Raw genomic sequence first — 22,754 nt, 5'->3', positions numbered from 1 at the left:
CCGCGGCTCAGCCGGTGTGCAGGACGCGGAAGCGTGCCGGTGCCGCCGGATCCCGGTCGACGACCTGGACCGGCGGGTGTGTCCACTGCCAGACACCGGTCTCCGCGGTGCGGGTGAACCGCATCTCGCCTCGGGAGCCCTCGACGGCGATCCGCGGCCAGGAGGCGGCGATCGCCGCGGGATCGGCGCCGTGGGACCGGAGGAGGTGGGCGAGGACGAGTCCGGTGTCGTACCCCTCGAAGGCGACGAAGGAGGGCTCGGCGTCCAGCCGCAGCCGCAGGGCCTGTTCGACGCGGCTGCCGAGCGGGCCGAGGCGTTCGGGGAGGTAGCGCAGGAAGGGGACGCCGGCGCCGTCGCCGCCGAGCAGCCGCACCCAGGAGGCGAACTCCGGCTGCCCGGCCGGGGCGCCGATCAGCAGGCCGGTCAGACGCCGGTCGCCGCGCACGGCCTTGACGACGGACACCGCCGGTTCCGGGTGGCCGAGCAGGAGCAGCAGGGCCGTCGACCGGCCCGCGGCGAGGGCGTCGCAGACGTCCGCGGGGGTGAGGGCGGGCAGCTCGAGCGCGGTGACGCCGCCGCCGTGCGCGGTGAGGTGGTCGTGCAGGATGCGGGTGCCGGCCGTCCAGTAGGCACTCGGCTCCCTGGCCACGGTGACATGGCGGTGGCCCGCGGCGAGGAGGAGGTCGGCGTAGGTCCGCCAGCCGCGGGACTGGGCCGGGGCGAGACGGGCGACGTGTTCGGCGGGCTGCTCGGTGAGCGCGTCGAGCACCGCCGAGGAGCAGAGGAAGGGCAGGCCCAGGGCGTCGGCCCTGGCGGCGACGGCGCGGGCGACGACGCTGTGGTACTCCCCCGCCAGCGCGGCGACGCCCAGGCCCGCCAGGTCGTCCACGGCCGCCACGGCGCGCGCGGGATCGGCAGCGGTGTCCCGGACGGCCAACTCCAGCGGACTTCCCCGGACGCCGCCGTCCGCGTTCACCTCCTCCACGGCCAGTTCCAGCCCGGCCAGCAGGTGCCGTCCGGCCTCCGCCCAGCCGGGGTCGGACAGTGGGGCGAGTGCCCCGATCAGGACGGGAGCGGGGGCTTGTTCAGCCTTCTCCATGTGCCGGCCTCTCCCTGTGCTGCAGCTGCTGTCGAGGGGGTCGATGGCGCCGCACCCGTCACTCCAAGATCGTTCAAGTGGGCAGGCTATCCGTCCCGGGCGGGCCGCTCCCGGGTTTCGGCGGAGTTCACGGGATCTCCCGCGGGCCGACCGAGCGCGCCGGCCCGTCGAGCTCGACGGCCGGGCGGCAGGCAGGCAGCGGGGCAGATGAACACCCGTCCGCACGAGGCCACTTGACCTGGAGCGCGCTCCAGATCCGAGCATGGTCGGCATGAACGACAACCGACCGCCCGTCGTGCTGGGCACCATGGATTTCGGTACGCGCGTCGCCCCGGAGCGGGCCTTCGCGATCCTCGACGCCTTCGTCGCCGGCGGCGGCGTCTGGCTGGACACCGCCAACTGCTACGCGTTCTGGAACGATCCCGACGGCGTCGGTGGCGCCTCGGAGCGGGTCATCGGGTCGTGGCTGGCGGCCCGGCCGGGGGCGCGTGACCGGGTGCGGATCGCGACCAAGGTCCGTCAGAACCCCCTCGTCCCGCACGTCTGGCCGGAGAGCGCCGAGGGGCTCTCCGCCCGCGCCGTCCACGCCGGGGTGGAAGGGAGCCTGCGGCGGATGGGGGTCGACCACGTCGATCTCCTGTGGGCCCACGCCGAGGACCGTGGGACGCCGTTGGAGGAGACGGTCGGCGCCTTCGGTGAGCTGGTCGCGAAGGGGGCGGTGCTGCGGATCGGGGCGGCGAACCACGCCGCCTGGCGCGTGGAGCGCGCCCGGTCCCTGGCGCGCGAGCAGGGCGTCGAGCCGTGGTCGGCCCTCCAGTTGCGGCACTCCCTGGTCCAGCCGCGCCCGCTGACGCCGGTGGCGGAGGGCGGTCACCGCATGCTCACGGCGGAGGACCTCGACCTCGCCCGCTCGGAGGACCTCGCCGTGTGGGCGTACAGCGCCTTGCTGTGGGGGTCCTACGTGCGCGCGGACAAACCGTTCCCGCGGACCTATGATCATCCCGGCACCACCCGGGTGCTCGCCGTCCTCGAGGACGTGGCCCGCGAGGTGTCGGCCACGCGGAACCAGGTCGTGCTGGCCTGGCTCCTGCACCAGGGGATCGGTCCCATCGTCGGCGTGAGCCGGGTGGAGCAGATCGAGGAGGCGCTGGCCGCGCGCCGTGTGCGGCTGGCGGACGAGCACCTGACCCGCTTCGCCGAGGCGCGGTAGCCCGCCCGGAACGGTCACCGAAGGAGCCCTTGATGACCACCCTCTCCCCCGCCGCGGCCGCCGACCGCACCGGGGTGTCCATCGACACGTTGCGGTACTACGAACGGGAGGGGCTGATCGGCCCCATCGGGCGCTCCGCCGGCGGGCGCAGGGTGTACACCGAGGAAGACGTCTTCTGGATCGGCCTCGTCACCTGCTTCCGCGAGGCGGGTCTCGGGATCGCCGATCTGCGGGAGTTCGTCGCCATCCTGCGTTCGGACCACTCACCGCAGGACAGGGTGGTCTTCCTGCGCTCGCGCCGCGCCGCCCTGGAGGAGCGGGTGGCCGCCCTGCACCGGGCGATCGGGGTCCTGGACGAGAAGATCGCGTACTACGGCTGAGCGGAGCGACCTGTCCGTGGCCGGGCAGGTCGCTCCGCCGTACTAGCGTGAGCGCATGACAGGTTGCGACGAGTGCGGTTTCGACTACGACCTTTCGCTGGCTCCCTCGGTCCCGCGACTCGCGGAGGAGCACGCCGGCGAGTACGCGGACCTGCTGGCGGCGGAGCCGTCCCTGCTGCGGCGGCGCCCGGCGCCTGACGTGTGGTCGCCCCTGGAGTACGCCTGCCACGTGCGGGACGTGCTGCTCGTGCAGCGCGAACGGGTGCTGGCCGCGCGGCGTCGGGACACGCCCGTCGCCGAGGCCATGGGCCGGGACGAACGGGTCGAGCACGCCGGCTACGCGCTGGAGTCGCCGGCCGACGTCGCCCGTCAACTGCGGGACGCGGCGCTGCTGTTCGGCGGAGTGCTGGACCTCCTCACGCCCGCGGACTGGGACCGCACACTGGTGTACACCTACCCCGCGCCCGAGGAGCGGTCGTTGCGCTGGGTCGCTGTGCACACGCTGCACGAGCTGCGGCATCATCTGCTCGACGCCCGCCGCACGATGCAGGATCCGCCGTCGGGCGCATAGGGCCGAGCGGGCTCACGGGGACGAAGTCCTGTACGGTGCGGGGCCGTCGGACAGGGGAGGACCAGTGGGTGGAGGACGCGCGTCGGTCCGTGTTCCGCGGGCGGCCCGGGACCGGCTGACCGTGCGCTTCGGTCCCGGCGTGGCCGCCTGGTGCGACGCCCTGCCGTCTCTGGTGGAGGAGCTCTCCGAGCGCTGGGGCCTCGTGCCCGCGGAGTCGCTGGGTGGCGGCACGTCGCGCGTCGTCCGCTGTCTGCGGCGGGACTCCGGTGCGACGGTGTGGCTGAAGGTGACGCCGGATCCCACCGTCGCCGCGGAGGAGGCGGAGGCGCTGTCCCTGTGGTCGGGCACGCCGTCGGTGGTGGACCTGCTGGAGCGGGACCTCCGCGTCGGCGCGCTGCTGCTCGCCGACGTCTCCCCCGCGCTGCCCGCCCCGGTCCCCTCCCCCGCGCTGCCGGCCGCGGATGCCCTCCCTCCGCCCGGTGCCGCGGACGCCTTCCCCGCGCCGGGGGCCGCCGGCGGCCCGCGGCTGCCGAAGGTGGCGGCGCTGCTCCGGGCGCTGCGGGACGGCGTTCCCGTCCGTCCGGAGCGGTCGGGGCTGCGGCCGCTCGCGGATCGGATCGGCCTGCTCCTCACCCTGGCCGGGCGTCGCCTCGCGGCGGCGGACCGTCGTCCCCCGCTGGATCCGCAGGTGCTGGAGCGCGCCCACGCGGCCTGTCTCGCGCTGTGCGCCGACGGCCCCGTGGGGCTGGTCCACGGCGATCTCCACGCCGGCAACGTCCTGGCCGGGGCGGACGGCAGGCTGGTGGCGATCGATCCCCGGCCCACCTGGGGCGACCCGGACTTCGACGCGGTCGACTGGGTGATGGACGGGGTCAGCGACCTGCCCGCACTGGAGCGCAGGGCCGAACGGATGGCCTCCCTGGTGCCCGGTCAGTCGGCGGACCGGGTGCTGGCATGGTGCCGGGCGCTCGCGGCCTTCGAGGTCGTGCCCGCGCTGTGCGCCGGGCGCGACGACCCGCGGACGCGCTTCCTGCGGACCCTGGCCGGGCAGGTGGCCCGCGAGAAAGCAGGGTGAAGTCCCCCGCCGCGCACCGCTGTTCGCGCTGTCGACGCTACTCGCGCTGTCGACGCTATTCGCGCTGCCGACGCCTGCGGTAGAACTGGACTCCGAGAATAATCGCGATGCAGAGCCATATCGCGACCGCGAGATAGGGACTCCACGACGGGCCGTCGGGACGCCTGTCCTCGCCCGCCAGGAGCAGGGGCAGTTCCACCGTCACCGCGTTCTCCTTCGTTGTGCCGGGCTCTTCCGCACGTCATTCCCCGACCCCGGCCGCGCAGAGGATTCCCCCGACGACCAACAGCCAGCCCACGAGGCGGTAGGCCACCGCGTTGGAGCTCCGGACCCGCTCACCCGTCTCGCCGCCGAAGACCTCCGCCCATTTCCGCGCGCCGCCCAGCGCGGAGAAGAGCCCCATGAGGACGAGTAACATTCCGACGCCGACGCGCATGACCGATACCTCCCGGGCCGTCGGGAGACGGCCGCTCCCCGGGTGTCATGGCATTGAGGGTGCCCCCGGAATTCCCGTTGAAGCCAGACCGGTACGGACGGTGATCACCGCGGTCGGCCTGCCTCCCCGGGCGGGGCGCGGGTGGGCGTGGGCGCGCCTTCCGTACCCTGGCCGCATGCGTACGCGTCCCACCTTGAGCTGGATCCCGCCCGACGACCTGCCCCCGGGCACCACGGATCCGGGACCGGTCGTCGACGCACTGCGCGCCGGCGGTGTACTGGTCCTCAGCGGGGCGGGCATCTCCACGGAGTCCGGCATCCCCGACTACCGTGGCGAGGGCGGCAGTCTGAGCCGTCACACGCCGATGACCTACCAGGACTTCGTCTCCGACCCGCGGGCCCGGCGGCGGTACTGGGCCCGCAGCCATCTCGGCTGGCGCACCTTCGGCCGTGCCCGCCCGAACGCCGGGCACCGTGCCGTGGCGGCGCTCGGGAAGCAGGGACGGCTCGCCGGCGTGATCACCCAGAACGTCGACGGTCTGCACCAGGCCGCCGGCAGCGAGGGGGTCGTGGAGTTGCACGGGAGCCTGGCGCGGGTGATCTGCCTTTCCTGCGGCACGGTGAGTGCGCGCCGTGAACTGGCCGAGCGGCTGGAGGCGGTGAACGCGGGGTTCGCTCCGGTGGGCAGCGGGCTCAACCCGGACGGTGACGCCGATCTCGACGACGAGCAGGTGGGCGACTTCCAGGTGGTGCCCTGCGCGGTGTGCGGCGGCGTCCTGAAACCGGACGTGGTCTTCTTCGGGGAGAACGTGCCGCCGGACCGGGTGGAGCACTGCCGCGGGCTGGTGCGCGCATCGACGTCGCTGCTGGTCCTGGGGTCCTCGTTGACGGTGATGTCCGGCCTGCGTTTCGTGCGCCAGGCGGCGCAGGAGGGCAAGCCGGTGCTGATCGTCAACCGGGACGTGACCCGTGGCGACCGTCTCGCCCTCACCCGCGTCGCGCTGCCGCTGGGGGCGACCCTCACGGCCGTCGCGGAGGAACTCGGCCCGGCCGGCGGTGCTCCGGACGGCCCCTGACCGAGCCGCCGGCAGCCGTCCGAGGGCAGGGGTTGACCTTCACCCTGGGGAAGCCCACAGCATCGGGGGAGCCGGACGCCGGGTGCGCCCGGTACGAGGAGGGGGTGTCATGGAGGCACGGGCGGAGCGTGGGTCGCTGACGATCGGGGCGTTCGCGAAGGCGTCGCGGCTGTCGCCGAAGGCGTTGCGGCTCTACGACGAGCTCGGCCTGTTGGCTCCCGCGCGCGTCGACCCGGGGAACGGGTACCGGTGGTACGCGCCGGAGCAGCTGGAGCGGGCGCGGCTGGTGGCCTGGCTGCGACGGCTGGGCATGCCGCTGGCCGACATCCGGACCGTGTGCGCGCTGGAGGCCGCGCCGGCCGCCCGGGAGATCCGGGCCTTCTGGGCACGGGTCGAGGCCGAGACGGCCGCGCGGCGGGACCTGGCGACCTTCCTCGTCGACCATCTGCAGCGGAAGGACCCTGCCATGTCCACGAACACCTTGACGGTCGCCGAGCCTCTGGGCATCCGTTACGCCGCCCTGTCCGACAAGGGCCTGGTCCGTGAGAGCAACCAGGACGCCGTGCACGCCGGTCCCCGGCTGCTGGCCGTGGCCGACGGCTACGGCGCCGGCGGAGCGCCCGCCAGCACCGCGGCCCTCGGGGCGCTGAAGCGGCTGGAGACCGACGGCGTGCCGGCTGCCGGGCTCCTCGGCGTGCTGGAGGACGCTGTCGAACAGGCCGAGGAGGCGGTGCGGACGGCCGTCGGCAACGGTGCGGCCGCCGCGGGTGAGGACGTCGTCGCAGGGACGACGCTGACCGCCATGCTCTGGACGGGCTCGCAGCTCGCGCTGGTCCACATCGGCGACTCGCGGGTGTACCTGCTGCGCGACGGCGGTCTGTTCCAGATCACCCACGACCACACCTTGGTGCAGTCCATGGTCGACGAGGGGCGTCTGAGCCCCGAGGAGGCGTCCTCGCATCCGGAGCGGTCGCTGCTGGTGAAGGCACTCGGCCAGGGGGCGGACCACTCCCCCGACATGCGTCTGCACGACGCGCGACCGGGTGACCGCTACCTGTTGTGTTCGGACGGCCTGTCCACGGTCGTCGCGACCGCGGAGGTGCGCCGGGTGCTCTCCCTGGCCGCCGACCCGGAGCGGGCGGTGCGGGATCTCGTCGCCCTGGCCAACGACCTGGGCGGACCGGACAACGTCAGCTGTGTGGTGGCAGACGTCTTCGGGCCGGAGCGGGCCTCGGCGTGAACGCGGGCTGCCCGCCCCGCCGTGTGGACGGCGGGGCGGGCAGCCTTCTGTGCGGTGCCGGTGTCAGGACAGCGGCGGGTAGGCGTTCTTCATCAGCTCCTGGAACTGGGCCGAGAACCACTTGCCGGACAGGGGCGCGTTGGGCAGCGCCCCGGACATGCTGTTGCCGTTGCGCGCGTTGCCCGTGTAGGTCGGGTCGCACATCCGGTCGAAGCCTTTGCCCTCGTCGTTGTCGATCACCTGGCTGGCGCCGTCGGACTCACCCGGCGGCTTCATCCAGACGTAGGCGTCGATGCCCGGCTCGGGGCTGGCCTTCGGACGCTCGCCGAGACCGGCACCGGACTGGTTGCACCAGTTGCCCAGGTGGATACGACGGTCGACGCGACCGCCGTTCACGTAGGCGTCGACGCTGGTCGTCGGGCCCGCGGCGGTGGGACGCGCGGTGCCGCCCCAGCCGTTGCGGGAGGTGTCGATCAGGACGCCGATGTTGCTCGGGAAGCCGGCCGAGATCGCCTTGTCCCGCAGCATCTGTGCGTAGGTGAGCTCGTCGACGGACTGGTTCCAGTCCACCCACTTGGACTGGCGCACGGACGTGCCGTTCACCGAGTCGGTGACCTTGAAGTACGGCTCCTTCAGGGCGCTGTAGTTGGCCGTGTTCACGATGAAGCCGTGCACGTTCGACAGCTGGGCGCCGTCAGTGGTGGCCGTGGTCTTGAACAGGTCGACCGTCGGGCCCAGGTTGGTGTCCCAGCCCAGCCACCCGTGGTGTCCGGCGTCCACGTAGTTGTAGACGTTGGGGATGGCGCCGAACGTCTTGAGCGCGTAGGCGACGCCCTTGACGTAGTTCCCGTTGCTCTTCATGGTGTCGCACATGGGCACCGAGGTGTCACGGCCGGACACGTTGGTGATCAGGTTGGGCAACGAGTCCACCTCGATCGTCGTGACGATCCGCAGGCCCGCGTACTTCGGGTCCTTGAAGATCGCGGCGATCGGGTCGATGTACTGCGTCTTGTACTTGTCGATCTCCGTCGGGCCGAGTTCGCCGTTGGAGGCCAGTGCGGAGCAGTCACGGCCGGGCAGGTTGTAGATCACGAACTGGATCGCCAGTTCGCCGGAGCCCTTCTGCTCCAGAGCCTTGTCCAGGTGGGCACGGACGCCCATCGCTCCGTTCGCGCCGTTGATCGCGGCGATCCGGTCCACCCAGACACCGGTCGGCTGGTTGGCGACCTTGGAACCACCCGGCTCGGCGGCCGCCTTGGAGGACCAGTCCGGGTTCACGTACCCCTTGGCGCCGGCGTACGGGTTGTCCACCTTCGTGCCCGGAGGCTGGGAGGTGGGCGGCTGGCTCGTCGGAGGCTGGGAGGTGGGGGGCTCGCTGGTCGGCGGCTGGCTCGTGGGCGGCTGGCCGTCCCCGGTGTCACAGGCCGCACCGTCGAGCGTGAACGCCGTGGGCGCCGCGTTGGTGCCGCTGAAGGTGCCGTTGAAGCCGAAGCTGACCGAGGCCCCGCTGCCCAGCTGGCCGTTGTACGACTCGTTGGCAGCGGTGACGGCGGTGCCGCTCTGGGTGATCTTGGCGTTCCACCCGTTGCTGACCTTCTGGTTGCCGGCCCAGGACCAGCCGAGCTTCCAGGAGGACTTGGCGGCGGAGTTGTTGGTGAGGGTCACGTTGGCGGTGAACCCGCCACTCCACGAGCTCTGCACCTGGTACTTGACGGTACAGGCCGCGGCTGCTGCGGCCGCGGTCGACGGCTGCATGGCGGAGGCCACTCCCGCGGCCCCCGCGACCATCGCGAAGGCTGAGAGTAAGGCTGTTCTGGTACGGCGCATCGTGTGCGGGTCTCCTTGTCCGTGCGGTTCAAATCCGCCCGGCATCCGGGAGCACGCCGCGTCACGCCGGGGGGCGGGCACACGGGACGTTCGCATGGAGCGACTCCTGGCAAAGCCGGACACGTACAGGCGGACGTGTCGACTGAAACGGGTTCGCTCCCACTGGTGCTGAGGACGTTAGCGTCAACTCCTGTACGCGTACAGATGGTTGACGGGTCTTTTTCCCGCCGGCGTCCGCGAAGTGTCTTCGAATATTTTCGAGCCCTCCAACACCTTGACCACTCCGGGCCCCACCCACACCATGGGAGCGCTCCCACTGGTGCACGACCCCCCACACGGCCCTTCACGGGGCCATCAGCGCCCCCCACGCAAGGAGTGATGCGCGACCGTTTCCGATTCGCCGAGCACCATCCCCCCACCAGCTCGTTTCGATGAAGGGACCCGCATGTCCGCCCTGTTGTCCAGGCTTCGCGCCCTGCACCCCGCACTGGCCGCGTTGATCCTGACAATCGCTTCACTGACTTCGGTCGGTCTTGCGTCGACGACGGCCCAGGCCGACACCCTGATATGCGACCAGTACGGCTCCACGACCATTCAGGGCCGCTATGTCGTGCAGAACAACCGCTGGGGAACCAGCGAGCAGCAGTGCATCAACGTCACCAGCACCGGCTTCCAGCTGACGACGGCGAACGGCTCCGTCCCCACGAACGGCGCCCCCAAGTCGTACCCGTCGATCTTCAACGGCTGTCACTACACGAACTGTTCGCCGGGCACCAACCTGCCGAAGCAGATCAGCACGATCTCCAGCGCGCCGAGCAGCATCTCGTACACGTACGTCAGCAACGCGACCTACAACGCGTCGTTCGACATCTGGCTCGACCCGTCGCCCAAGAAGGACGGCGTCAGCGCCACCGAGATCATGATCTGGCTCAACCGGGTGGGCTCGATCCAGCCGATCGGCTCGAGGACCGGTTCGGCCACGGTCGCCGGCCGCACCTGGGAGGTCTGGACCGGCAACAACGGCGGGAACGACGTGATCTCCTTCGTCGCGCCGTCCGCGGTGAACAGCATGAGCTTCGACGTCATGGACTTCGTGCGTCAGACGATCTCCAAGGGCATGGCTCAGCAGTCGTGGTACATCACCAGCATCCAGGCCGGCTTCGAGCCCTGGATCAACGGCGCGGGTCTGGCCGTGAACTCGTTCTCCTCCACGGTCAACTCCGGCACCTCGACCCCGCCGCCCACCGACCCGACCACGCCGCCTCCGACCAACCCGTCCGGCTCCTGCCGGGTGACCAACACGGCCACCTCCTGGCCCGGTGGCTACACCTCCAACATCACCGTGACCAACACCGGCTCCACGGCGGTCAACGGGTGGAAGGTCGGCTTCACCCTGCCCTCCGGGCAGACGATCACCAACGCGTGGAACGCCACCGTCTCGCCCAACTCCGGCGCGGTGACGGCGACCAACACCTCGTCCAACGCGCAGATCGCACCGGGCGCCAGCCAGTCCTTCGGCTTCCAGGGGACCTACTCCGGGTCCTTCTCCAAGCCGGGCTCCTACACCCTCAACGGCACGGCCTGCACGGTCGGCTGACCTGAGGGCGAGCGTCCCTCCCCGGCCGGGGCCCCGCACCACGCCATGGCGTGGTGCGGGGCCCCGGCCCTTCCGGCGCGACGCGGGGGGGACCGGGGAGGACGAGGGGGACGGAAATGCCTCGACCGGCGCCGTCCGCCCCGCTTACTCTTGCGCCTTCCCGCTGATCAGGGCGGGCGCGGGAGAAGCGGAGTGCGTGGGATGAACAGCGGGCGGAACGGGACGCGGATCCACCTGGTCGGCGGTGGCCGCGACGAGGCCGTCGCGCCGGCGCTGTACGGACCGTTCCTGCGGGACGCCGGGGAGGGTGCCCGCATCGGCGTCCTCCTGGTGGACGAGGGGGACGGTGACGGCGCGACCCGGTTCGAGCGGTTCGCCGGTGTGTTGCGGACCGGCGGCGCGTGCGTGCCGGTGCCGCTGCTGGTACCGGTCGGGGAGCGCTTCGACCCGGCGCTGCTGGACGGCGTCGACGCGCTGTTCGTGGGCGGCGGGCTGACCCCCGCCTACCAGGAGGCGCTGGCCGGCTGCCGCGAGGCCCTGACGGACCTGCTCCGTGAAGGCGGCATGCCGTACGCGGGGTTCTCCGCGGGTGCGGCCGTCGCCGCCCGGGACGCGGTGGTCGGCGGCTGGCTGGGCGACGGGGTGCCGGTGTGCCCCGAGGACACCGCGGAGGACCTGGAGGAGGTCGAGGTGCGGCCCGGGCTCGGTCTGGTGCCGTTCTCCGTCGACGTGCACGCCGCGCAGTGGGGAACGCTGGCGCGGCTGGTGTCCGCGGTCGGGAGGGGTCTGACCGCCTCCGGGATCGCCCTGGACGAGAACACGGCGCTGCGGATCGCCGCGGAGCCGGGCGCGGCGGCTCCCGTGGTGCGGGTCGACGGTGTCGGCCGCGCCCATCTGGTGCGTCGCGAGACGGACGGGGACGGGGACGGGGTCGTGGTGCGTTCCTACCGTGCGGGAGCGGTCGTCCGGGCCTGGTGAGCGCCGGGCTGGGACGCGGGTCAGGCACGCCACAGCGGGCAACACATACCGCATGACGAAGCAACCACGGTTCACCCTGGCCGCCACCACTCTCGACGCTCCCGACGTACGCGAACTCGCGCGCTTCTACCGCGAGTTGCTCGGGTGGTCCACGCGGAGGGAGGAGAGCGACTGGATCGAGCTCGCGGCGCCCGGCTCGGGCGCCGCGTTGTCCTTCCAGACGGAGCCGCGGTTCACGCGGCCGGTGTGGCCCGCCGGTCCGAACGACCAGCAAATGATGATGCACCTGGAGATCGAGGTGGACGACCTGCCCTCCGCCGTCGAGCGGGCGATCGCCCTGGGCGCGCGGGAGGCGGACTTCCAGCCGCAGGACGACGTACGGGTGCTGATCGACCCCGCGGGCCACCCGTTCTGCCTGTACGTCCCCGACGGCGGGGAGTGACGCTCCTTGCGACCTCGCGGGGGAGGGTCCGCTCCGTCGGGCCCTCCCCCCACCCCCCACCGACTCGTCGGCTCCCGGTCATTCGAAGAACTTCAGGCTCCACCCGGTGTCGGTGTTCGGGCCGGGGACGTTGGCCCGGCTGTAGGCGGTGTTGCCCCACCAGCAGAAGCTGCCGGTGTACCAGTACCGGTTCTCCCAGGCGTACGGGGTGCCCTTCGGCACGGCGTGGAACATCAGGGGGAACGTCGGCCCGGCCGGCGGGCTGGTGGCGATGTCGCCGTCGAGCAGGACGAAGGTGTGGTGGCCGGGGCCGTCGACGTGGAGCGTCGGGTCCCAGCCGGCCATCATGGTCGCCCGGTGGGAGCCGAACAGGCAGCCGTTGGACTTGTACCAGTCCCAGACGTAGGTCGGGTCGCCGCCGGCCCGCAGCCGGAGGTCGGCCAGGCAGTACTGGTCGCTCCAGCTGCCGTTGGCCGAGTAGACGATGTGCAGCTGCCCGTTGGGGTCCTTGATCGCTTCGGGACTCTCGTTGATGTAGGGGTTGCCGACCACGCGCTCCCAGCTCTCGCGGGGCTGGGAGATGACGTACCGCCCGCCGGTCGGAGTGGTGGGGCTGCTCATCCGGGCGATGTAGAGGTTCTGCTCCACGTTGGTGCTGCCCGCCCAGCCCGACCAGACGAACCAGCGCTGTCCGTTGAAGGTGAACAGCGTGCCGTCGATGGCCCACCTGTCGTCGGGGAGGGCGAGCTTCGTCTCACCGGTGTAGCCGCTGTCCGGGGAGGCCGAGCTGATCACGTACATCCGGTGGGCGGATCCGCGTCCCGCGGAGAAGTAGATGTAGTAGCGGCCGCCGTCGCGCACGATCTCGGGTGCCCACACCTCGCCCAGGTTCCGGCTGTCCGACCAGACCTGCCGGGGTGTCGCGGAGGCCAGGGCGCCGGTGGACGACGCCTGCCGGACGGCGATGCCGGCGCCGGTCGACTGCACCGAGACGTAGGTGCCGCCGACCCTCAGGACACTCGGATCCGCGGCGCGGATGCCCGTCTGACCCGCCTCGGCGGGCCCGGCCGACGTCAGCGACAGGGTGAGGGCCAGGAGCAGGGCCAGCGCGAGGGCGGCGGCTCCGGACGTGCGGTGAAGTCTCATGCTGTCTCTTTCCGGTGGGGGCCGGTGGGGGCGGGCACGAGCAGCGCTCCCGCCATACCTACCCACCACAAGGGCGTGCTCATGTCATTCTTGCCGCGCTCTACAGTGGTGCCATGACCGAGTCGCGAGATCCACCGAGGGTGGACGACGGCGTCGGGGTACCGGAACCCGCCGAGGGCGAGACCTGGACGGTCGGCGCGGTCGTCCTCGACCGGGACGGCCGGGCGTTCGCGCAGAGGCGCGGCCCCGATCGGCGCCTCTTCCCGGACTGCTGGGACATCGTGGGCGGTCACGTGGAGCCCGGGGATACCCTGCTGGACGCGCTCGCCCGGGAGATCGAGGAGGAGACCGGCTGGCGCCTGAGCCGGGTGCGGCGCCTGCTCGGGGTGACCAGGTGGACGGGCGACGACGGGAAGGGCACGCGCCACGAGGCCGACTACCTCGTCGAGGTCGAGGGTGACCTGGACCGTCCCGTCCTCCGGCGGTCCGAGCACACCGCCCACGACTGGTTCGGGCCCGAGGACCTCTGGCGCCTCAAGGAGAACCTCTCCCCCGGCCAGTACCTCGTGCACGACGTGATCGCGGCGGCCCTGCGCGACCGCGCGGGTGGGGCGTGATCCACGGCACGCCCTCACCGGGCGGACCGGCCGGGGGTTACTGCGGACCGCTGCCGCACGGACGCGCCGTAGTGCCCGGCGAGCGGCGGTGCGCGTGGGTATCGTCGCGTCATGCCTGAACTCATCGCGCCGACCGCGGACTTGCACGCCGCCTGGCTCCGGGCGCATCGCGAGTGGGGTCCGGGTCCTCACGAGGACGGTTTCGGCCTGGAGCCGACGGACGAGGTGGAGTCACCCGCGGGCTTCGCCGCCTGGCTGGCGCGGATGGCCGAGGAGTCCTTCCCGGGCGGCGGGCCCGGGGAGGCCGCGCGGCCGGTCTGCGTGTACCGGTGGATCGTCGAGGACGGGCAGGTGCTCGGCGGCATCGCGCTGCGCCACGGCCACGACGACCACATCATGCAGTTCGGCCACATCGGGTACGGCATCCGGCCGTCCGCGCGGCGCCGTGGTCTGGCCGGCTGGGCGCTGGGCCGGATGCTCGGCGAGGCGTGGAAGCTGGGGATGGACCGCGTGCTGCTCGTCTGCGAGCGGGACAACCTGGCCTCGGCGAGGACGATCGAGCGCATCGGCGGCGTCTTCGAGGGGATGGGCGAGACCGAGGACGGTCCGGTGAGGCGCTACTGGTTCCGGCTCCCGCCCGTGGCGCTGCCGGGCACCGGCGGCCGCACGCCCCGGCGCGGCGCCGTGTGATCATGGCCGCATGGGATCCGGGCGCATCATCTTCCTCAACGGCACGTCCAGTTCGGGCAAGTCGAGCATCGCCCGCGAGCTCCTGACCGTCCTGGACGACGGGGTGTTCTTCCACCTGTCGGTCGACGGTTTCAACGCCATGCGTACGAAGCGGGAGTTGACGCGGGCGGAACTCGACGCCGCGCTGCGCAGGACCCGGATGGGATTCCACCGCTCGATCGCCGCCATGGCGGAGGTGGGCAACGACGTCGTCGTCGACCACGTCCTCAGCGAGCCGTGGCGGCTGATCGACTGCCTGACCGTGCTGCGGCCGGAGGACGTGCTCTTCGTCGGGGTCCGGTGCTCGCGGGACGAGTTGATCCGCCGCGAACGGGCGCGCGGGGACCGGCCCCCCGGGCTGGCCGCCCACCAGTACGACCTCGTGCACGGCCACGGCGACTACGACCTGGAGTGCGACACCACGAGCACGAGCGCGCGCGAGTGCGCCCTGCAGATCAAGGACTTCCTCGCCCGGCGTCCGTCGCCCACCGCCTTCAGCCGTCTCCGCGCCCGCTGTCTGCCTGCCCCATGATCGCTAGTCTGTGGCCATGACAAGCGGGGGCGAGGCGGTGGGAGCCGGGGCGGGCGGCGCAGTGGGAGCCGGGGCGGGCGAGGCGATGGGAGCCGGGGCGGGTGGCGCGGTGGTGGCGGCCGGCGGACCGGATGCCGGCGACCAGGGCTGGGCCCGCACCCGGGCCTGGGTGGAGCGCTGTCTCCCCCGCGGTCACCGGATCCGTGCGGCCACGCGACTGCGTGGCGGGTGGACGGCACAGATGCGCCGACTGGAGGTCGAGGGGGACGGCAGGTCCTACTCCCTGGTGCTGCGTTCATTCGTCAAGCCGTTCTTCGCGCGGCACGCTCCCGGGCTGCTGACCCGGGAGGCCGACATCCTGCGCCTGCTCGCCGGGACCGGTGTCCCCGCGGCCCGCCTCGTCGCGGTCGACGCGACCGCCGAGCACTGCGACCACCCCTCGCTGCTGATGTCGCTGCTCCCGGGGAGCCTGCGGGTCGACGACGACGAGGAGGCGGACGTCGCGCGACGCAGCGAGCTCCTCGCCCGGCAATTGGCCGCCGTCCACCGCGTGCGTGTCACCGAGGAGAGGCGTCCGCGCGTCTATCAGGCGTGGGCCGACCCGGAGTCGGTGCGGCTTCCCGGGAACCCGGGGTCGCCGGAGGTGTGGCGGCGGGCCGTCGAGGTGATCCGCCGGCCGGCCCCCGACCACTGGGCCTGCTTCCTGCACCGGGACTTCCACCCCGGCAACGTGCTGTACTCGGGCGAGGGCGACCGGCTGAGGATCAGCGGGGTGGTGGACTGGGTCGAGACCTCCTGGGGCCCGCCGGACCTCGACGTGGCCCACTGCTCCACCGCCCTTGCGCTGCTGCACGGGGTCGGGCCCGGCATGGCGTTGGCGGACCGTTATGTCGCCGCGGGCGGGGTGCTCGCGGAGAGGCCCGGGGATCACCTGTACTGGCGGGTCCTCGACGCGCTGGGGTTCGCGCCGGACGCGGAGAAGGTCGCCGTGCCGTGGCGGGAGCTCGGACGCGAGGACCTGACGCCGGCCGTTCTCACGCGGCGGCTGGAGCAGTACCTGGAAGCACTGCTGGAGCGGTACGGATGAGGCCGAGGGGCGGCTCCGCTTCGTTCCGGCGGACGGACGAAGGCGAAGGCGGAGGCGAGCGGTGACGTTCACGGCGGAGACCATCGGCACGGCGCGGCTGGAGCTGCTGCCCCTTCGCGTCGAGCACGCCGAGGAGATGGCCGCCGTGCTGGGCGACCGGGCGCTGCACGAGTTCATCGGCGACGAACCGGAGACCGCGCAGGGACTGCGCTCGCGCTACCGGCGCCTGGCCGCGGGCTCTCCCGACCCGGCCGTCGGCTGGCTGAACTGGGTGATCCGGCTCCGTGACTCCTCGTGCCTGACTGGCACGGTGCAGGCCACCGTCCGCTTCGACGGGCCCGACACCGTGGCCGAGGTCGCCTGGGTGGTCGGGACGCCGTGGCAGGGCCGGGGCATCGCCGGTGAGGCGGCCCGCGCCCTCGTCGACTGGCTCCGGCTGCGAGGGGCGCGGACCGTGGTGGCGCACGTCCACCCGGCCCACGCGGCGTCCGCCGCCGTCGCCACGGCCGCGGGACTCGAGCCCACCGACGCCTCGCACGACGGTGAGGTCCGCTGGGTGAGCACGTTTCCGCAGGACCGGTGTCTTGCCGACTCACATTCCGTGCAGGGGTTCCGCCCCTCGGACAATGACCCAACGGCTGCTCCCGTGCACCAACACACTGATCCGCGTCGACATCGACCTCCTGCCGGTGCACGCCGACCAGCTTCGAGCAACACCGAGGAAGCACTCCGCTACTCGTGGACCTGAGCGTTCACTGTGGGATGCACGTCACCGCTGGCCGTGCCCAGGCCTGCGAGCAGGCGTAGTCCGTCCTCAGTCGGGCTGCCGGGGGCTGCGGACAGCACCAGTAGCTCCATGCCCGATGCGTCCGGCAGCGCGAAGTTCTCCTGGTGCAGCTCGAGCAGTCCGACCAGCGGGTGCCGGTAGGCCTTGCGTCCATGGGTGCGGGCGCGCACGTCCGCGCGGGCCCAGAGGCGGCGGAAGCGCTCGCTGCCCATCGCCAGCTCGCCGATGAGCGAGGCCAGGCGGGGGTCGTCGGGGTATTTGCCGGCGGCCAGGCGCAGGTGTCCGACCACATCGCGGGTGCAGTTGTCCCAGTCCGCGTAGAGGCCGCGTTCGGCCTCCTCGAGGAAGATGTGCCGTGCCGTGTTCAGGCCCGGCATCGGCCGGCCGAAGAGGAGCCCGGCAAGGCGGTTCCCGGCGACGACGTCCAGGCGGTGGTCCATGATCAGCGCGGGTGCGTCGGCTACCAGGTCGAGGACGCGCAGCAGTTCCGGCCGGACCCGGCCGGCCGGAGCCTTCGCGCGGCGCCGACGCTGCCGCGCGAGCCGGTGGAGGTGCCCGCGTTCGGTCTCGTCGAGGCCGAGGACACGGGCGAGCGCGTCGAGGACCTGCTCGGAGGGCTGGGTCGCGCGGCCCTGCTCCAGGCGCACGTAGTAGTCGACGCTGACTCCCGACAGGTGCGCGACCTCTTCGCGCCGCAACCCTGTGACCCGGCGCCGGCTGTCGGTCGGGACCCCGACGGCCGCCGGGTCGACCCGGGAACGTCGGGTTCGCAGGAAACTCGCGAGATCGTCCATGCGCCCCAGGATGCCCGCACCCGCGCCCACGAAGGTGGCCCTGCCGATACCAGGAAGTCCCGGCCGACGGAAACGGCGCCTCTGAACACCAGGCGCCGGGGCGGCCAGGATCGAGGACACATCCGATCCGAAGGAGTTCCCATGAAGACGCTCGTCGTCTACGCCCACCCGGAGCCGAAGTCGCTCAACGGCTCGCTGAAGGACCTCGCGGTATCCACACTGGAGAGTGCCGGGCACGAGGTACAGGTAAGCGATCTGTACGCGATGAACTGGAAGGCGGTCGTGGACGCCGCCGACTTCGGCCCTCAGGCCTCGAGTCCGCTGAAGGTCCCGCTGGACTCGGGCCGGGCCTTCGAGACCGGGACACTCACCCCGGACGTCGTCGCCGAGCAGGAGAAGCTTCTGTGGGCCGACACGATCGTCTTCCAGTTCCCGCTGTGGTGGTACACGATGCCCGCGATCCTCAAGGGCTGGGTGGACCGGGTGTTCACCTACCGCTTCGCGTACGGCGTCGGCGAGCACAGCGACACCAGGTACGGCGAGCGCTTCGGTGAAGGCACCCTCGCGGGCAGGAAGGCTCTGCTGTCGGTAACCGTCGGCGGGCCGGAGTCGCACTACGCCGCTCGCGGAATCAACGGTCCCATCGACGATCTGCTGTTCCCGATCCACCACGGCATCCTGTACTACCCGGGCATCGAGGTGCTGCCGCCGTTCGTGTTGTACGGCGCCGACCGGATGACCGGCCAGGACTACCCGGACGTCGCCAAGGCATGGGAGCAGCGCCTGCTCACACTGGAGTCGACCGAGCCGATCGCGTTCCGGCGGCAGAACTTCGGTGACTACGAGATCCCCTCGCTGCACCTGAAGGAAGGACTGGAGCCCGCGGGCCGCACGGGTTTCGGGCTGCACGTGCGCGACTGACCGCCGACGGTGGAACAGGACGAGCCGCGGTGCCGATGCCAACCCTGGAGCAGGCCCGGGGCACCTGGGCAGGGTGGCGCGTGCGTCTCAGAGGCCGATTGCCGACGCGGGGGCCGTTCCCCGGCGGAGACCGCCGTCGAGCGGGCGGCCGCCGGACCCGACGAGCGGGGCGCCCCGCCGGTACGGACCGGCGGGGCGCCCAGGGCTCACGCGTCCGGCCGGCTCACTTGTAGGTGATGTCCGAGGCCGAGAACTTGCAGTACGTCCCGTCGGGACCGGAACCGAGCTCCTTCGGCTCCTTGCCCGTGTTGTTGCCCTGGTAGCGGATGCAGGTCTTGATCTTCTTCTTGCTGTCGCCGTGGATGCGGATCTTCGACAGCGTGGCCGTGTCGCCGTAGTTGGTGTTGATGCCGACGAGCGACTTGCCGGGCGCGATCACGTCGATGTCGTTCAGCACGATGGTGCGCTTGTACTGCTTCTTGCAATTGCCGCAGGAGCGCACCAGCTTGCCGAAGTCCTCCACCTGGAAGCCGCTCACCGTCAGCGTGCCGGCGCCGTTGAACTGGAGCACCTTGTCGTCGGCCTTCCTCGCGCCGCCACCGATCACCCGGTACTGGGCGGAGGAGGACGTGCCCTTGAAACTGGCGGCGTCCTCGCCGACGTCCAACCACCACACGTTCTGCAGCGTGCAACTGCCCTTGCAGTGCACACCGTCGGCGGCCGGCGTGCCGATGATGACGTTCTTCAGCGTGGCGCCGTCGGCCAGCTCGAAGATCGGGTCCTGACCCTCGTCCTGGCTGTCACCGCCCAGAGGGCCGGAGCCGTAGAACTTCTTCATCCCGCCGTCGTGGACGCCGGAGACGGGGATGGTCTTCGTGACCGGCTTGCTTCCGGTGTCGGAGGGCCAGGACACGGCGGCACCGGCGGTGGACAGCATCGAGGCGGTGACGATCGCCGCGCCCGTGAGGCCGAGCGCGGAGGATCCGGCGATCACGGCCCGCCGCTTGGTGGTGCGGCGGCGGTGGGAGACGCGCTGTTCGGGTTGTGCAATCATCGCGATGTCCTTGCGGGTGGGGAGTTGTTACGTCTCTTGGTTGCCGCAGGGACCCGCGAGGTTGCCGCCGTCCGAAATCTTTCTCACCCGTCTTCGTCGTCCGCGTCCTCCCCGTCGTCACGCGCCGCGAAGTCTCCGCCCACCGCGGCCTGTCCGGAGCCGGTGACGGCCGTCGCCGTGTAGCTGTCGCCGCCCGCGTCCCGGCCGCCGCGCTCGTGGTCGTACTGGCCGGCGAACACCAACTCGCCCGGCGCGACGACGCGACCCTCCTTGAGGGTCCACGTGTAGACGAGGAAGCCGTGCCGTTCCGCGACGCTGAGCCGGAAGTCCTCCTCGGGCAGGGAGCGCCAGGCACCCGTGGAGGACACCCCGCCGGTCTGCGCGATCCGCAGCTCCACGGTGAGCGCGGTCAGCTCGACGCGCGTCTTGAGCGTCACGTTGCTCTGCGCCCAGAACTCGGTGCTGTGCGGGTCGACCGAGCCGTCCGACCACAGCGGCCCGTCCTCGACACCGGTCGGCGGATGGCTGCCGTCGGACGCCTCCGGCGTGCCGGCCGGGCGCGTGGAGTCGTCCGAGGGACCGTCCGCCGGGTCCGGCGAGGGGTCCGCCGGAGGCTCGGGCGCCCGGCTCGTGGCCTCCGGTGACGGCGTGGGCGTCGGCGAGACCACCACCTGCCGCTGCGGGGGAGCGGCCTCGCCCTCCACCACGGAGGCCACCGCGTACCCGCCCACCGTCAGCACCCCGGCCACCGCCGCCGCGCCCGCCACCCGCACCCAGCCGAACAGCGGCATGCGCCGCGCCCGGTGGGCCGGCCGGACCGGACCGTTCATGCCGCGCTGCACCCGGGCCAGGATGCGCTCCCGGTCGGGCTCGTGCGCCTCGGCCGCCTCGTGCAGCCGGGCGCGCAGTTCCTCATGCACGTCCCGCCGCATCGTCACCGGTCCCTTCCCGTGGCCCCGCCGGCCCGTTCACGCACCTTGCCGACCACGTCCCCGCGGACGGACGCGGCCGCCGCGTGGACCTGCCGGGGCACCTCGTGGGTGCCCAGCAGCCGCTGCAGTTCGGCCATCGCCTTCGAGGTCTGGCTCTTCACCGTACCCACCGAGACGCCCAGGGCGAGCGCGGTGTCCTTCTCGGAGAGGTCGAAGGCGTGCCGCAGCACCACGCACGCCCGCTTGCGGAACGGCAGCCGGCGCAGCGCCTCCTGCACGTCCACCACCCCCGGCACGTCGGGGTTCTCGGTCCGCTCCTCGCGCTGGGGCCAGAACAGGGCGATCCGGCGGCGCTCGCGCACCGTGCTGCGGATCCGGGTGCGGGCCAGGTTGGCGACCACGCCCCGGGCGTAGGCCGCCGGATGGTCGGCGTCGCGCATCCGGTCCCAGCGCTGCCACAGCGCCAGCAGAGCGTCCGCCGCCAAGTCGTCGGCGGCGTCGGGCTCACCCGTCAGCAGATGGGCCAGCCGGGACAGTTCGGCATAGTGGCGCTCGAAGAACGCGTGGAACTCCGCGGAGGCGGCGTCGTCGACGACGGTGCCCACGGGCGACCTCCCCTCGCAGCGGTGTCGGGCGCCCGACCGGGCACCGGTGATGGAACGTCGTGTAATGGAATGTCATGTAGATGACACGTCAGCGTCCGGTGTACCGGCGCGGGTTCCGGAGCGTATCAGTGATCTTTCCCGGGCTTTCGAGGAGGTCGAACGGGGTCCGGCGGGCCGACGGGGGTCGGGCGCGCGGCGTGACGGGAGCGGTCACGGCGGACCGGTCGGACCCGCGGGTCGCGCGTCCGCTCCGGCCGCCGTCACGGCCTGGGCCGCACGGCCACCGGGTCCGTCACGGCGGAGCAGGCCCGAGAAGTGGGGCAGGATGGCGTCATGGCACAGCGGATCCTGCCCCCGTCGGAATCCTGGCGCCGGATCGACGCCTGGCTGGCGGCCCACGCGGCATCCGATGCCGCCCGGCTCAATCCGCCGGCGACGCGGGACGAGCTCCAGTGGGCGGAGCGGCTTCTCGGCACCCCGCTGCCAGGTGATCTCACCGAGTCCCTGCGATGCCACAACGGGGTCAGCGCCTGGTCGGCCTTCCTGCCGGAGCAGTCACCGCTCACGGTGAGCGGTGTCGTGGACTGCTGGCGGACGTGCGGGGATGTCGCGGCGGAGAACGACGGCCTGACCCGTCGCCCCTGGGACGACGAGCCCTGGTGGCATCCTCTCTGGATTCCCTGGGCCGAGGGCGCCGACGGCGGGGCTCAGGTGATCGACCAGCGTCCCGGCCCGAACGCGGGCCGTCTCGGCTGGGCGGGCCACGGCGGTGGCGGCGACTTCACCGACGCCTGGCCTGGTCTGGCGAGCCTTCTTCAGGCAGTCGCGCGTGCGCTCACCGAAGGCGGTGGCGTACGTGGGCTGCACCCCTTCCTCACCGCACGAGGCGAGCTCTGGTGGGACGAGGAAGACCGCGAGGAAATCGACGGTCACCCACTGAGGCCCGCCCCCGTCGGACCACCCTGACCGCCGTGGGCCGATCCGGCCCCGGTGATCGCGGCCGAGGTGTCGACGCCCATGCAGACGGACGGCAGGTTGCACTCGTCCTTCGCCGTAGGCCCGGCTCCGGCGGAGGAGACAGAGCCTAGGGCCGCAGGTCCTTCGACAGGTACATGGAGGCGACCTCGTAGCCGTTGCTCCGGTACAGGGCGATCGCGCCGGTGTTGTCCCCGACGACGTTGAGGTTGAGGGAGGTCCTGCCTTCCCGGGCCACCAGTTCCTCCGCGGCGGCGAGGAGGGCGGAGCCGTAACCGTGCCGCCGGTAGGAAGGGAAGACGTTGATGTCGTAGAGCCAGGCGGAGTCGGCCGTGCCGGCGGCCTGGCGCGGGTCCGGACCGATCCAGGCGTTGCCGACGACGTCGCCCGAGGCGTTCTCCGCGACCACGAGGTGATGGCCGGGCGTGTGGAGGCCGTCGGGGAGGAACTGTTCCGTTCCTTCCCGCGCTCGTTGCCCGGCCAGGTCGTCGGGCATGAACTTGCCCAGTGCGCGGGCCGTTTCGGCCTCACGGTGCTCGGTCGCCGCGGCGTACTCCGCGGGCGTCATCTGCCTCAGGGTCACCTTCTGCGTGCTCATGCCGTCATGTTCGGTCATCGGAGATGACGGCGACACCTCTTTGTCCG

Annotated in this window: 24 protein-coding genes and 1 pseudogene; 16 read left to right on the top strand and 9 right to left on the bottom strand. The window is 72.1% G+C overall.

All coding sequences use genetic code 11. From position 1 onward, the window contains the following. Positions 1 to 7: 7 nt before the first annotated feature. Positions 8 to 1,099: an ABC transporter substrate-binding protein gene (locus Sfr03f_RS10110; RefSeq protein WP_108953299.1), complete on the bottom strand. Its 1,092-nt coding sequence runs from the start codon at positions 1,097 to 1,099 to the stop codon at positions 8 to 10. Positions 1,100 to 1,370: 271 nt separating this feature from the next. Between Sfr03f_RS10110 and Sfr03f_RS10105 the strand changes: the two genes are divergently transcribed. From Sfr03f_RS10105 to Sfr03f_RS10090, 4 genes are all read left to right on the top strand, one after another. Then, complete coding sequence (locus tag Sfr03f_RS10105) at positions 1,371 to 2,309, top strand: aldo/keto reductase (protein WP_108953583.1); 939 nt, start codon at positions 1,371 to 1,373, stop codon at positions 2,307 to 2,309. Positions 2,310 to 2,341: 32 nt separating this feature from the next. Beyond that, positions 2,342 to 2,689 carry a MerR family transcriptional regulator gene (locus Sfr03f_RS10100; RefSeq protein ID WP_108953298.1) on the top strand — a complete coding sequence of 116 codons (348 nt, stop codon included), beginning with the start codon at positions 2,342 to 2,344 and terminating at the stop codon, positions 2,687 to 2,689. 55 nt (positions 2,690 to 2,744) lie between these two features. Further along, positions 2,745 to 3,260: a DinB family protein gene (locus Sfr03f_RS10095; RefSeq protein WP_108953297.1), complete on the top strand. Its 516-nt coding sequence runs from the start codon at positions 2,745 to 2,747 to the stop codon at positions 3,258 to 3,260. 64 nt (positions 3,261 to 3,324) lie between these two features. Beyond that, on the top strand, positions 3,325 to 4,335 hold the full coding sequence (locus tag Sfr03f_RS10090; RefSeq protein WP_108953296.1) for an aminoglycoside phosphotransferase family protein: 1,011 nt from the start codon (positions 3,325 to 3,327) through the stop codon (positions 4,333 to 4,335). A 241-nt stretch (positions 4,336 to 4,576) separates the two neighbouring features. On the opposite strand, the gene Sfr03f_RS10085 is transcribed toward Sfr03f_RS10090, so the two are convergent. Further along, complete coding sequence (locus Sfr03f_RS10085; protein WP_108953295.1) at positions 4,577 to 4,771, bottom strand: hypothetical protein; 195 nt, start codon at positions 4,769 to 4,771, stop codon at positions 4,577 to 4,579. A 175-nt stretch (positions 4,772 to 4,946) separates the two neighbouring features. Between Sfr03f_RS10085 and Sfr03f_RS10080 the strand changes: the two genes are divergently transcribed. Continuing rightward, entirely contained in the window at positions 4,947 to 5,846 is a 900-nt protein-coding gene (locus Sfr03f_RS10080; protein WP_108953294.1) for an NAD-dependent protein deacetylase, read from the top strand. Between the two features lie 109 nt (positions 5,847 to 5,955). Further along, a complete protein-coding gene (locus Sfr03f_RS10075; protein ID WP_108953293.1) occupies positions 5,956 to 7,086 on the top strand; it encodes a MerR family transcriptional regulator in 1,131 nt (376 codons plus the stop codon). 63 nt (positions 7,087 to 7,149) lie between these two features. Here the strand turns inward: Sfr03f_RS10075 and Sfr03f_RS10070 are convergent, their stop codons facing one another. Further along, entirely contained in the window at positions 7,150 to 8,913 is a 1,764-nt protein-coding gene (locus Sfr03f_RS10070; RefSeq protein WP_108953292.1) for a glycoside hydrolase family 6 protein, read from the bottom strand. A gap of 445 nt (positions 8,914 to 9,358) precedes the next feature. Between Sfr03f_RS10070 and Sfr03f_RS10065 the strand changes: the two genes are divergently transcribed. The 3 genes from Sfr03f_RS10065 (at position 9,359) to Sfr03f_RS10055 (ending at position 11,930) form a co-directional block, all read left to right on the top strand. Continuing rightward, complete coding sequence (locus Sfr03f_RS10065) at positions 9,359 to 10,510, top strand: glycoside hydrolase family 12 protein (protein ID WP_108953291.1); 1,152 nt, start codon at positions 9,359 to 9,361, stop codon at positions 10,508 to 10,510. A 201-nt stretch (positions 10,511 to 10,711) separates the two neighbouring features. After that, positions 10,712 to 11,488, top strand: coding sequence for a Type 1 glutamine amidotransferase-like domain-containing protein (locus Sfr03f_RS10060; RefSeq protein ID WP_108953290.1), 777 nt, complete (start codon positions 10,712 to 10,714; stop codon positions 11,486 to 11,488). 52 nt (positions 11,489 to 11,540) lie between these two features. Continuing rightward, a complete protein-coding gene (locus Sfr03f_RS10055; protein ID WP_108953582.1) occupies positions 11,541 to 11,930 on the top strand; it encodes a VOC family protein in 390 nt (129 codons plus the stop codon). A 78-nt stretch (positions 11,931 to 12,008) separates the two neighbouring features. Here Sfr03f_RS10055 and Sfr03f_RS10050 read toward each other — a convergent pair whose 3' ends face one another. Next, positions 12,009 to 13,076: a glycoside hydrolase family 43 protein gene (locus tag Sfr03f_RS10050; protein ID WP_108953289.1), complete on the bottom strand. Its 1,068-nt coding sequence runs from the start codon at positions 13,074 to 13,076 to the stop codon at positions 12,009 to 12,011. A gap of 113 nt (positions 13,077 to 13,189) precedes the next feature. On the opposite strand from Sfr03f_RS10050, the gene Sfr03f_RS10045 reads away from it, so the two are divergent. From Sfr03f_RS10045 to Sfr03f_RS10020, 5 genes and pseudogenes are all read left to right on the top strand, one after another. Then, entirely contained in the window at positions 13,190 to 13,693 is a 504-nt protein-coding gene (locus Sfr03f_RS10045; RefSeq protein ID WP_108953288.1) for an NUDIX hydrolase, read from the top strand. Between the two features lie 111 nt (positions 13,694 to 13,804). Beyond that, positions 13,805 to 14,383, top strand: a complete 579-nt coding sequence (locus tag Sfr03f_RS10040) for a GNAT family N-acetyltransferase (protein WP_108953287.1) — start codon at positions 13,805 to 13,807, stop codon at positions 14,381 to 14,383. Between the two features lie 10 nt (positions 14,384 to 14,393). After that, positions 14,394 to 14,954 (top strand): chloramphenicol phosphotransferase CPT family protein, encoded by a 561-nt coding sequence (locus Sfr03f_RS10035; RefSeq protein ID WP_108953286.1) that lies wholly within the window; start codon positions 14,394 to 14,396, stop codon positions 14,952 to 14,954. An 85-nt stretch (positions 14,955 to 15,039) separates the two neighbouring features. Continuing rightward, entirely contained in the window at positions 15,040 to 16,041 is a 1,002-nt protein-coding gene (locus tag Sfr03f_RS10025; protein ID WP_108953285.1) for a phosphotransferase family protein, read from the top strand. 61 nt (positions 16,042 to 16,102) lie between these two features. Then, a pseudogene (locus Sfr03f_RS10020) lies at positions 16,103 to 16,606 on the top strand (GNAT family N-acetyltransferase); the annotation flags it as partial. A 167-nt stretch (positions 16,607 to 16,773) separates the two neighbouring features. On the opposite strand, the gene Sfr03f_RS10015 reads toward Sfr03f_RS10020, so the two are convergent. Beyond that, complete coding sequence (locus tag Sfr03f_RS10015) at positions 16,774 to 17,622, bottom strand: helix-turn-helix transcriptional regulator (protein WP_108953580.1); 849 nt, start codon at positions 17,620 to 17,622, stop codon at positions 16,774 to 16,776. A 141-nt stretch (positions 17,623 to 17,763) separates the two neighbouring features. On the opposite strand from Sfr03f_RS10015, the gene Sfr03f_RS10010 reads away from it, so the two are divergent. Then, positions 17,764 to 18,543 (top strand): NAD(P)H-dependent oxidoreductase, encoded by a 780-nt coding sequence (locus Sfr03f_RS10010; RefSeq protein ID WP_108953284.1) that lies wholly within the window; start codon positions 17,764 to 17,766, stop codon positions 18,541 to 18,543. Positions 18,544 to 18,766: 223 nt separating this feature from the next. Here the strand turns inward: Sfr03f_RS10010 and Sfr03f_RS10005 are convergent, their stop codons facing one another. The 3 genes from Sfr03f_RS10005 to Sfr03f_RS09995 all read right to left on the bottom strand — a co-directional run bounded on the left by Sfr03f_RS10005 (position 18,767) and on the right by Sfr03f_RS09995 (position 21,134). After that, complete coding sequence (locus Sfr03f_RS10005) at positions 18,767 to 19,597, bottom strand: pectate lyase (protein WP_108953283.1); 831 nt, start codon at positions 19,595 to 19,597, stop codon at positions 18,767 to 18,769. Positions 19,598 to 19,680: 83 nt separating this feature from the next. Then, entirely contained in the window at positions 19,681 to 20,535 is an 855-nt protein-coding gene (locus Sfr03f_RS10000; RefSeq protein WP_108953282.1) for a hypothetical protein, read from the bottom strand. Continuing rightward, positions 20,532 to 21,134, bottom strand: coding sequence for a SigE family RNA polymerase sigma factor (locus Sfr03f_RS09995; RefSeq protein WP_108953281.1), 603 nt, complete (start codon positions 21,132 to 21,134; stop codon positions 20,532 to 20,534). Before Sfr03f_RS09995 ends, Sfr03f_RS10000 begins: the two co-directional genes overlap by 4 nt. A gap of 333 nt (positions 21,135 to 21,467) precedes the next feature. Between Sfr03f_RS09995 and Sfr03f_RS09990 the strand changes: the two genes are divergently transcribed. Next, on the top strand, positions 21,468 to 22,100 hold the full coding sequence (locus Sfr03f_RS09990) for an SMI1/KNR4 family protein (RefSeq protein WP_108953579.1): 633 nt from the start codon (positions 21,468 to 21,470) through the stop codon (positions 22,098 to 22,100). A gap of 118 nt (positions 22,101 to 22,218) precedes the next feature. Here Sfr03f_RS09990 and Sfr03f_RS09985 read toward each other — a convergent pair whose 3' ends face one another. Beyond that, positions 22,219 to 22,707, bottom strand: a complete 489-nt coding sequence (locus tag Sfr03f_RS09985) for a GNAT family N-acetyltransferase (protein WP_108953578.1) — start codon at positions 22,705 to 22,707, stop codon at positions 22,219 to 22,221. Positions 22,708 to 22,754: the final 47 nt, after the last annotated feature.

This window comes from Streptomyces fragilis (assembly GCF_003112515.1).
Lineage (GTDB): Bacteria > Actinomycetota > Actinomycetes > Streptomycetales > Streptomycetaceae > Streptomyces > Streptomyces fragilis.
This window is presented reverse-complemented; position numbering and strand designations above follow the sequence as displayed.

What these genes read in the sequence shown, in the direction of transcription:
- Sfr03f_RS10110 (WP_108953299.1), bottom strand. Translation starts at nt 1,099, where the DNA reads ATGGAGAAGGCTGAACAAGCCCCCGCTCCCGTCCTGATCGGGGCACTC.
- Sfr03f_RS10105 (WP_108953583.1), top strand. Translation starts at nt 1,371, where the DNA reads ATGAACGACAACCGACCGCCCGTCGTGCTGGGCACCATGGATTTCGGT.
- Sfr03f_RS10100 (WP_108953298.1), top strand. Translation starts at nt 2,342, where the DNA reads ATGACCACCCTCTCCCCCGCCGCGGCCGCCGACCGCACCGGGGTGTCC.
- Sfr03f_RS10095 (WP_108953297.1), top strand. Translation starts at nt 2,745, where the DNA reads ATGACAGGTTGCGACGAGTGCGGTTTCGACTACGACCTTTCGCTGGCT.
- Sfr03f_RS10085 (WP_108953295.1), bottom strand. Translation starts at nt 4,771, where the DNA reads ATGCGCGTCGGCGTCGGAATGTTACTCGTCCTCATGGGGCTCTTCTCC.
- Sfr03f_RS10080 (WP_108953294.1), top strand. Translation starts at nt 4,947, where the DNA reads ATGCGTACGCGTCCCACCTTGAGCTGGATCCCGCCCGACGACCTGCCC.
- Sfr03f_RS10075 (WP_108953293.1), top strand. Translation starts at nt 5,956, where the DNA reads ATGGAGGCACGGGCGGAGCGTGGGTCGCTGACGATCGGGGCGTTCGCG.
- Sfr03f_RS10070 (WP_108953292.1), bottom strand. Translation starts at nt 8,913, where the DNA reads ATGCGCCGTACCAGAACAGCCTTACTCTCAGCCTTCGCGATGGTCGCG.
- Sfr03f_RS10065 (WP_108953291.1), top strand. Translation starts at nt 9,359, where the DNA reads ATGTCCGCCCTGTTGTCCAGGCTTCGCGCCCTGCACCCCGCACTGGCC.
- Sfr03f_RS10060 (WP_108953290.1), top strand. Translation starts at nt 10,712, where the DNA reads ATGAACAGCGGGCGGAACGGGACGCGGATCCACCTGGTCGGCGGTGGC.
- Sfr03f_RS10055 (WP_108953582.1), top strand. Translation starts at nt 11,541, where the DNA reads ATGACGAAGCAACCACGGTTCACCCTGGCCGCCACCACTCTCGACGCT.
- Sfr03f_RS10050 (WP_108953289.1), bottom strand. Translation starts at nt 13,076, where the DNA reads ATGAGACTTCACCGCACGTCCGGAGCCGCCGCCCTCGCGCTGGCCCTG.
- Sfr03f_RS10045 (WP_108953288.1), top strand. Translation starts at nt 13,190, where the DNA reads ATGACCGAGTCGCGAGATCCACCGAGGGTGGACGACGGCGTCGGGGTA.
- Sfr03f_RS10040 (WP_108953287.1), top strand. Translation starts at nt 13,805, where the DNA reads ATGCCTGAACTCATCGCGCCGACCGCGGACTTGCACGCCGCCTGGCTC.
- Sfr03f_RS10035 (WP_108953286.1), top strand. Translation starts at nt 14,394, where the DNA reads ATGGGATCCGGGCGCATCATCTTCCTCAACGGCACGTCCAGTTCGGGC.
- Sfr03f_RS10025 (WP_108953285.1), top strand. Translation starts at nt 15,040, where the DNA reads ATGGGAGCCGGGGCGGGTGGCGCGGTGGTGGCGGCCGGCGGACCGGAT.
- Sfr03f_RS10015 (WP_108953580.1), bottom strand. Translation starts at nt 17,622, where the DNA reads ATGGACGATCTCGCGAGTTTCCTGCGAACCCGACGTTCCCGGGTCGAC.
- Sfr03f_RS10010 (WP_108953284.1), top strand. Translation starts at nt 17,764, where the DNA reads ATGAAGACGCTCGTCGTCTACGCCCACCCGGAGCCGAAGTCGCTCAAC.
- Sfr03f_RS10005 (WP_108953283.1), bottom strand. Translation starts at nt 19,597, where the DNA reads ATGATTGCACAACCCGAACAGCGCGTCTCCCACCGCCGCCGCACCACC.
- Sfr03f_RS09990 (WP_108953579.1), top strand. Translation starts at nt 21,468, where the DNA reads ATGGCACAGCGGATCCTGCCCCCGTCGGAATCCTGGCGCCGGATCGAC.
- Sfr03f_RS09985 (WP_108953578.1), bottom strand. Translation starts at nt 22,707, where the DNA reads ATGAGCACGCAGAAGGTGACCCTGAGGCAGATGACGCCCGCGGAGTAC.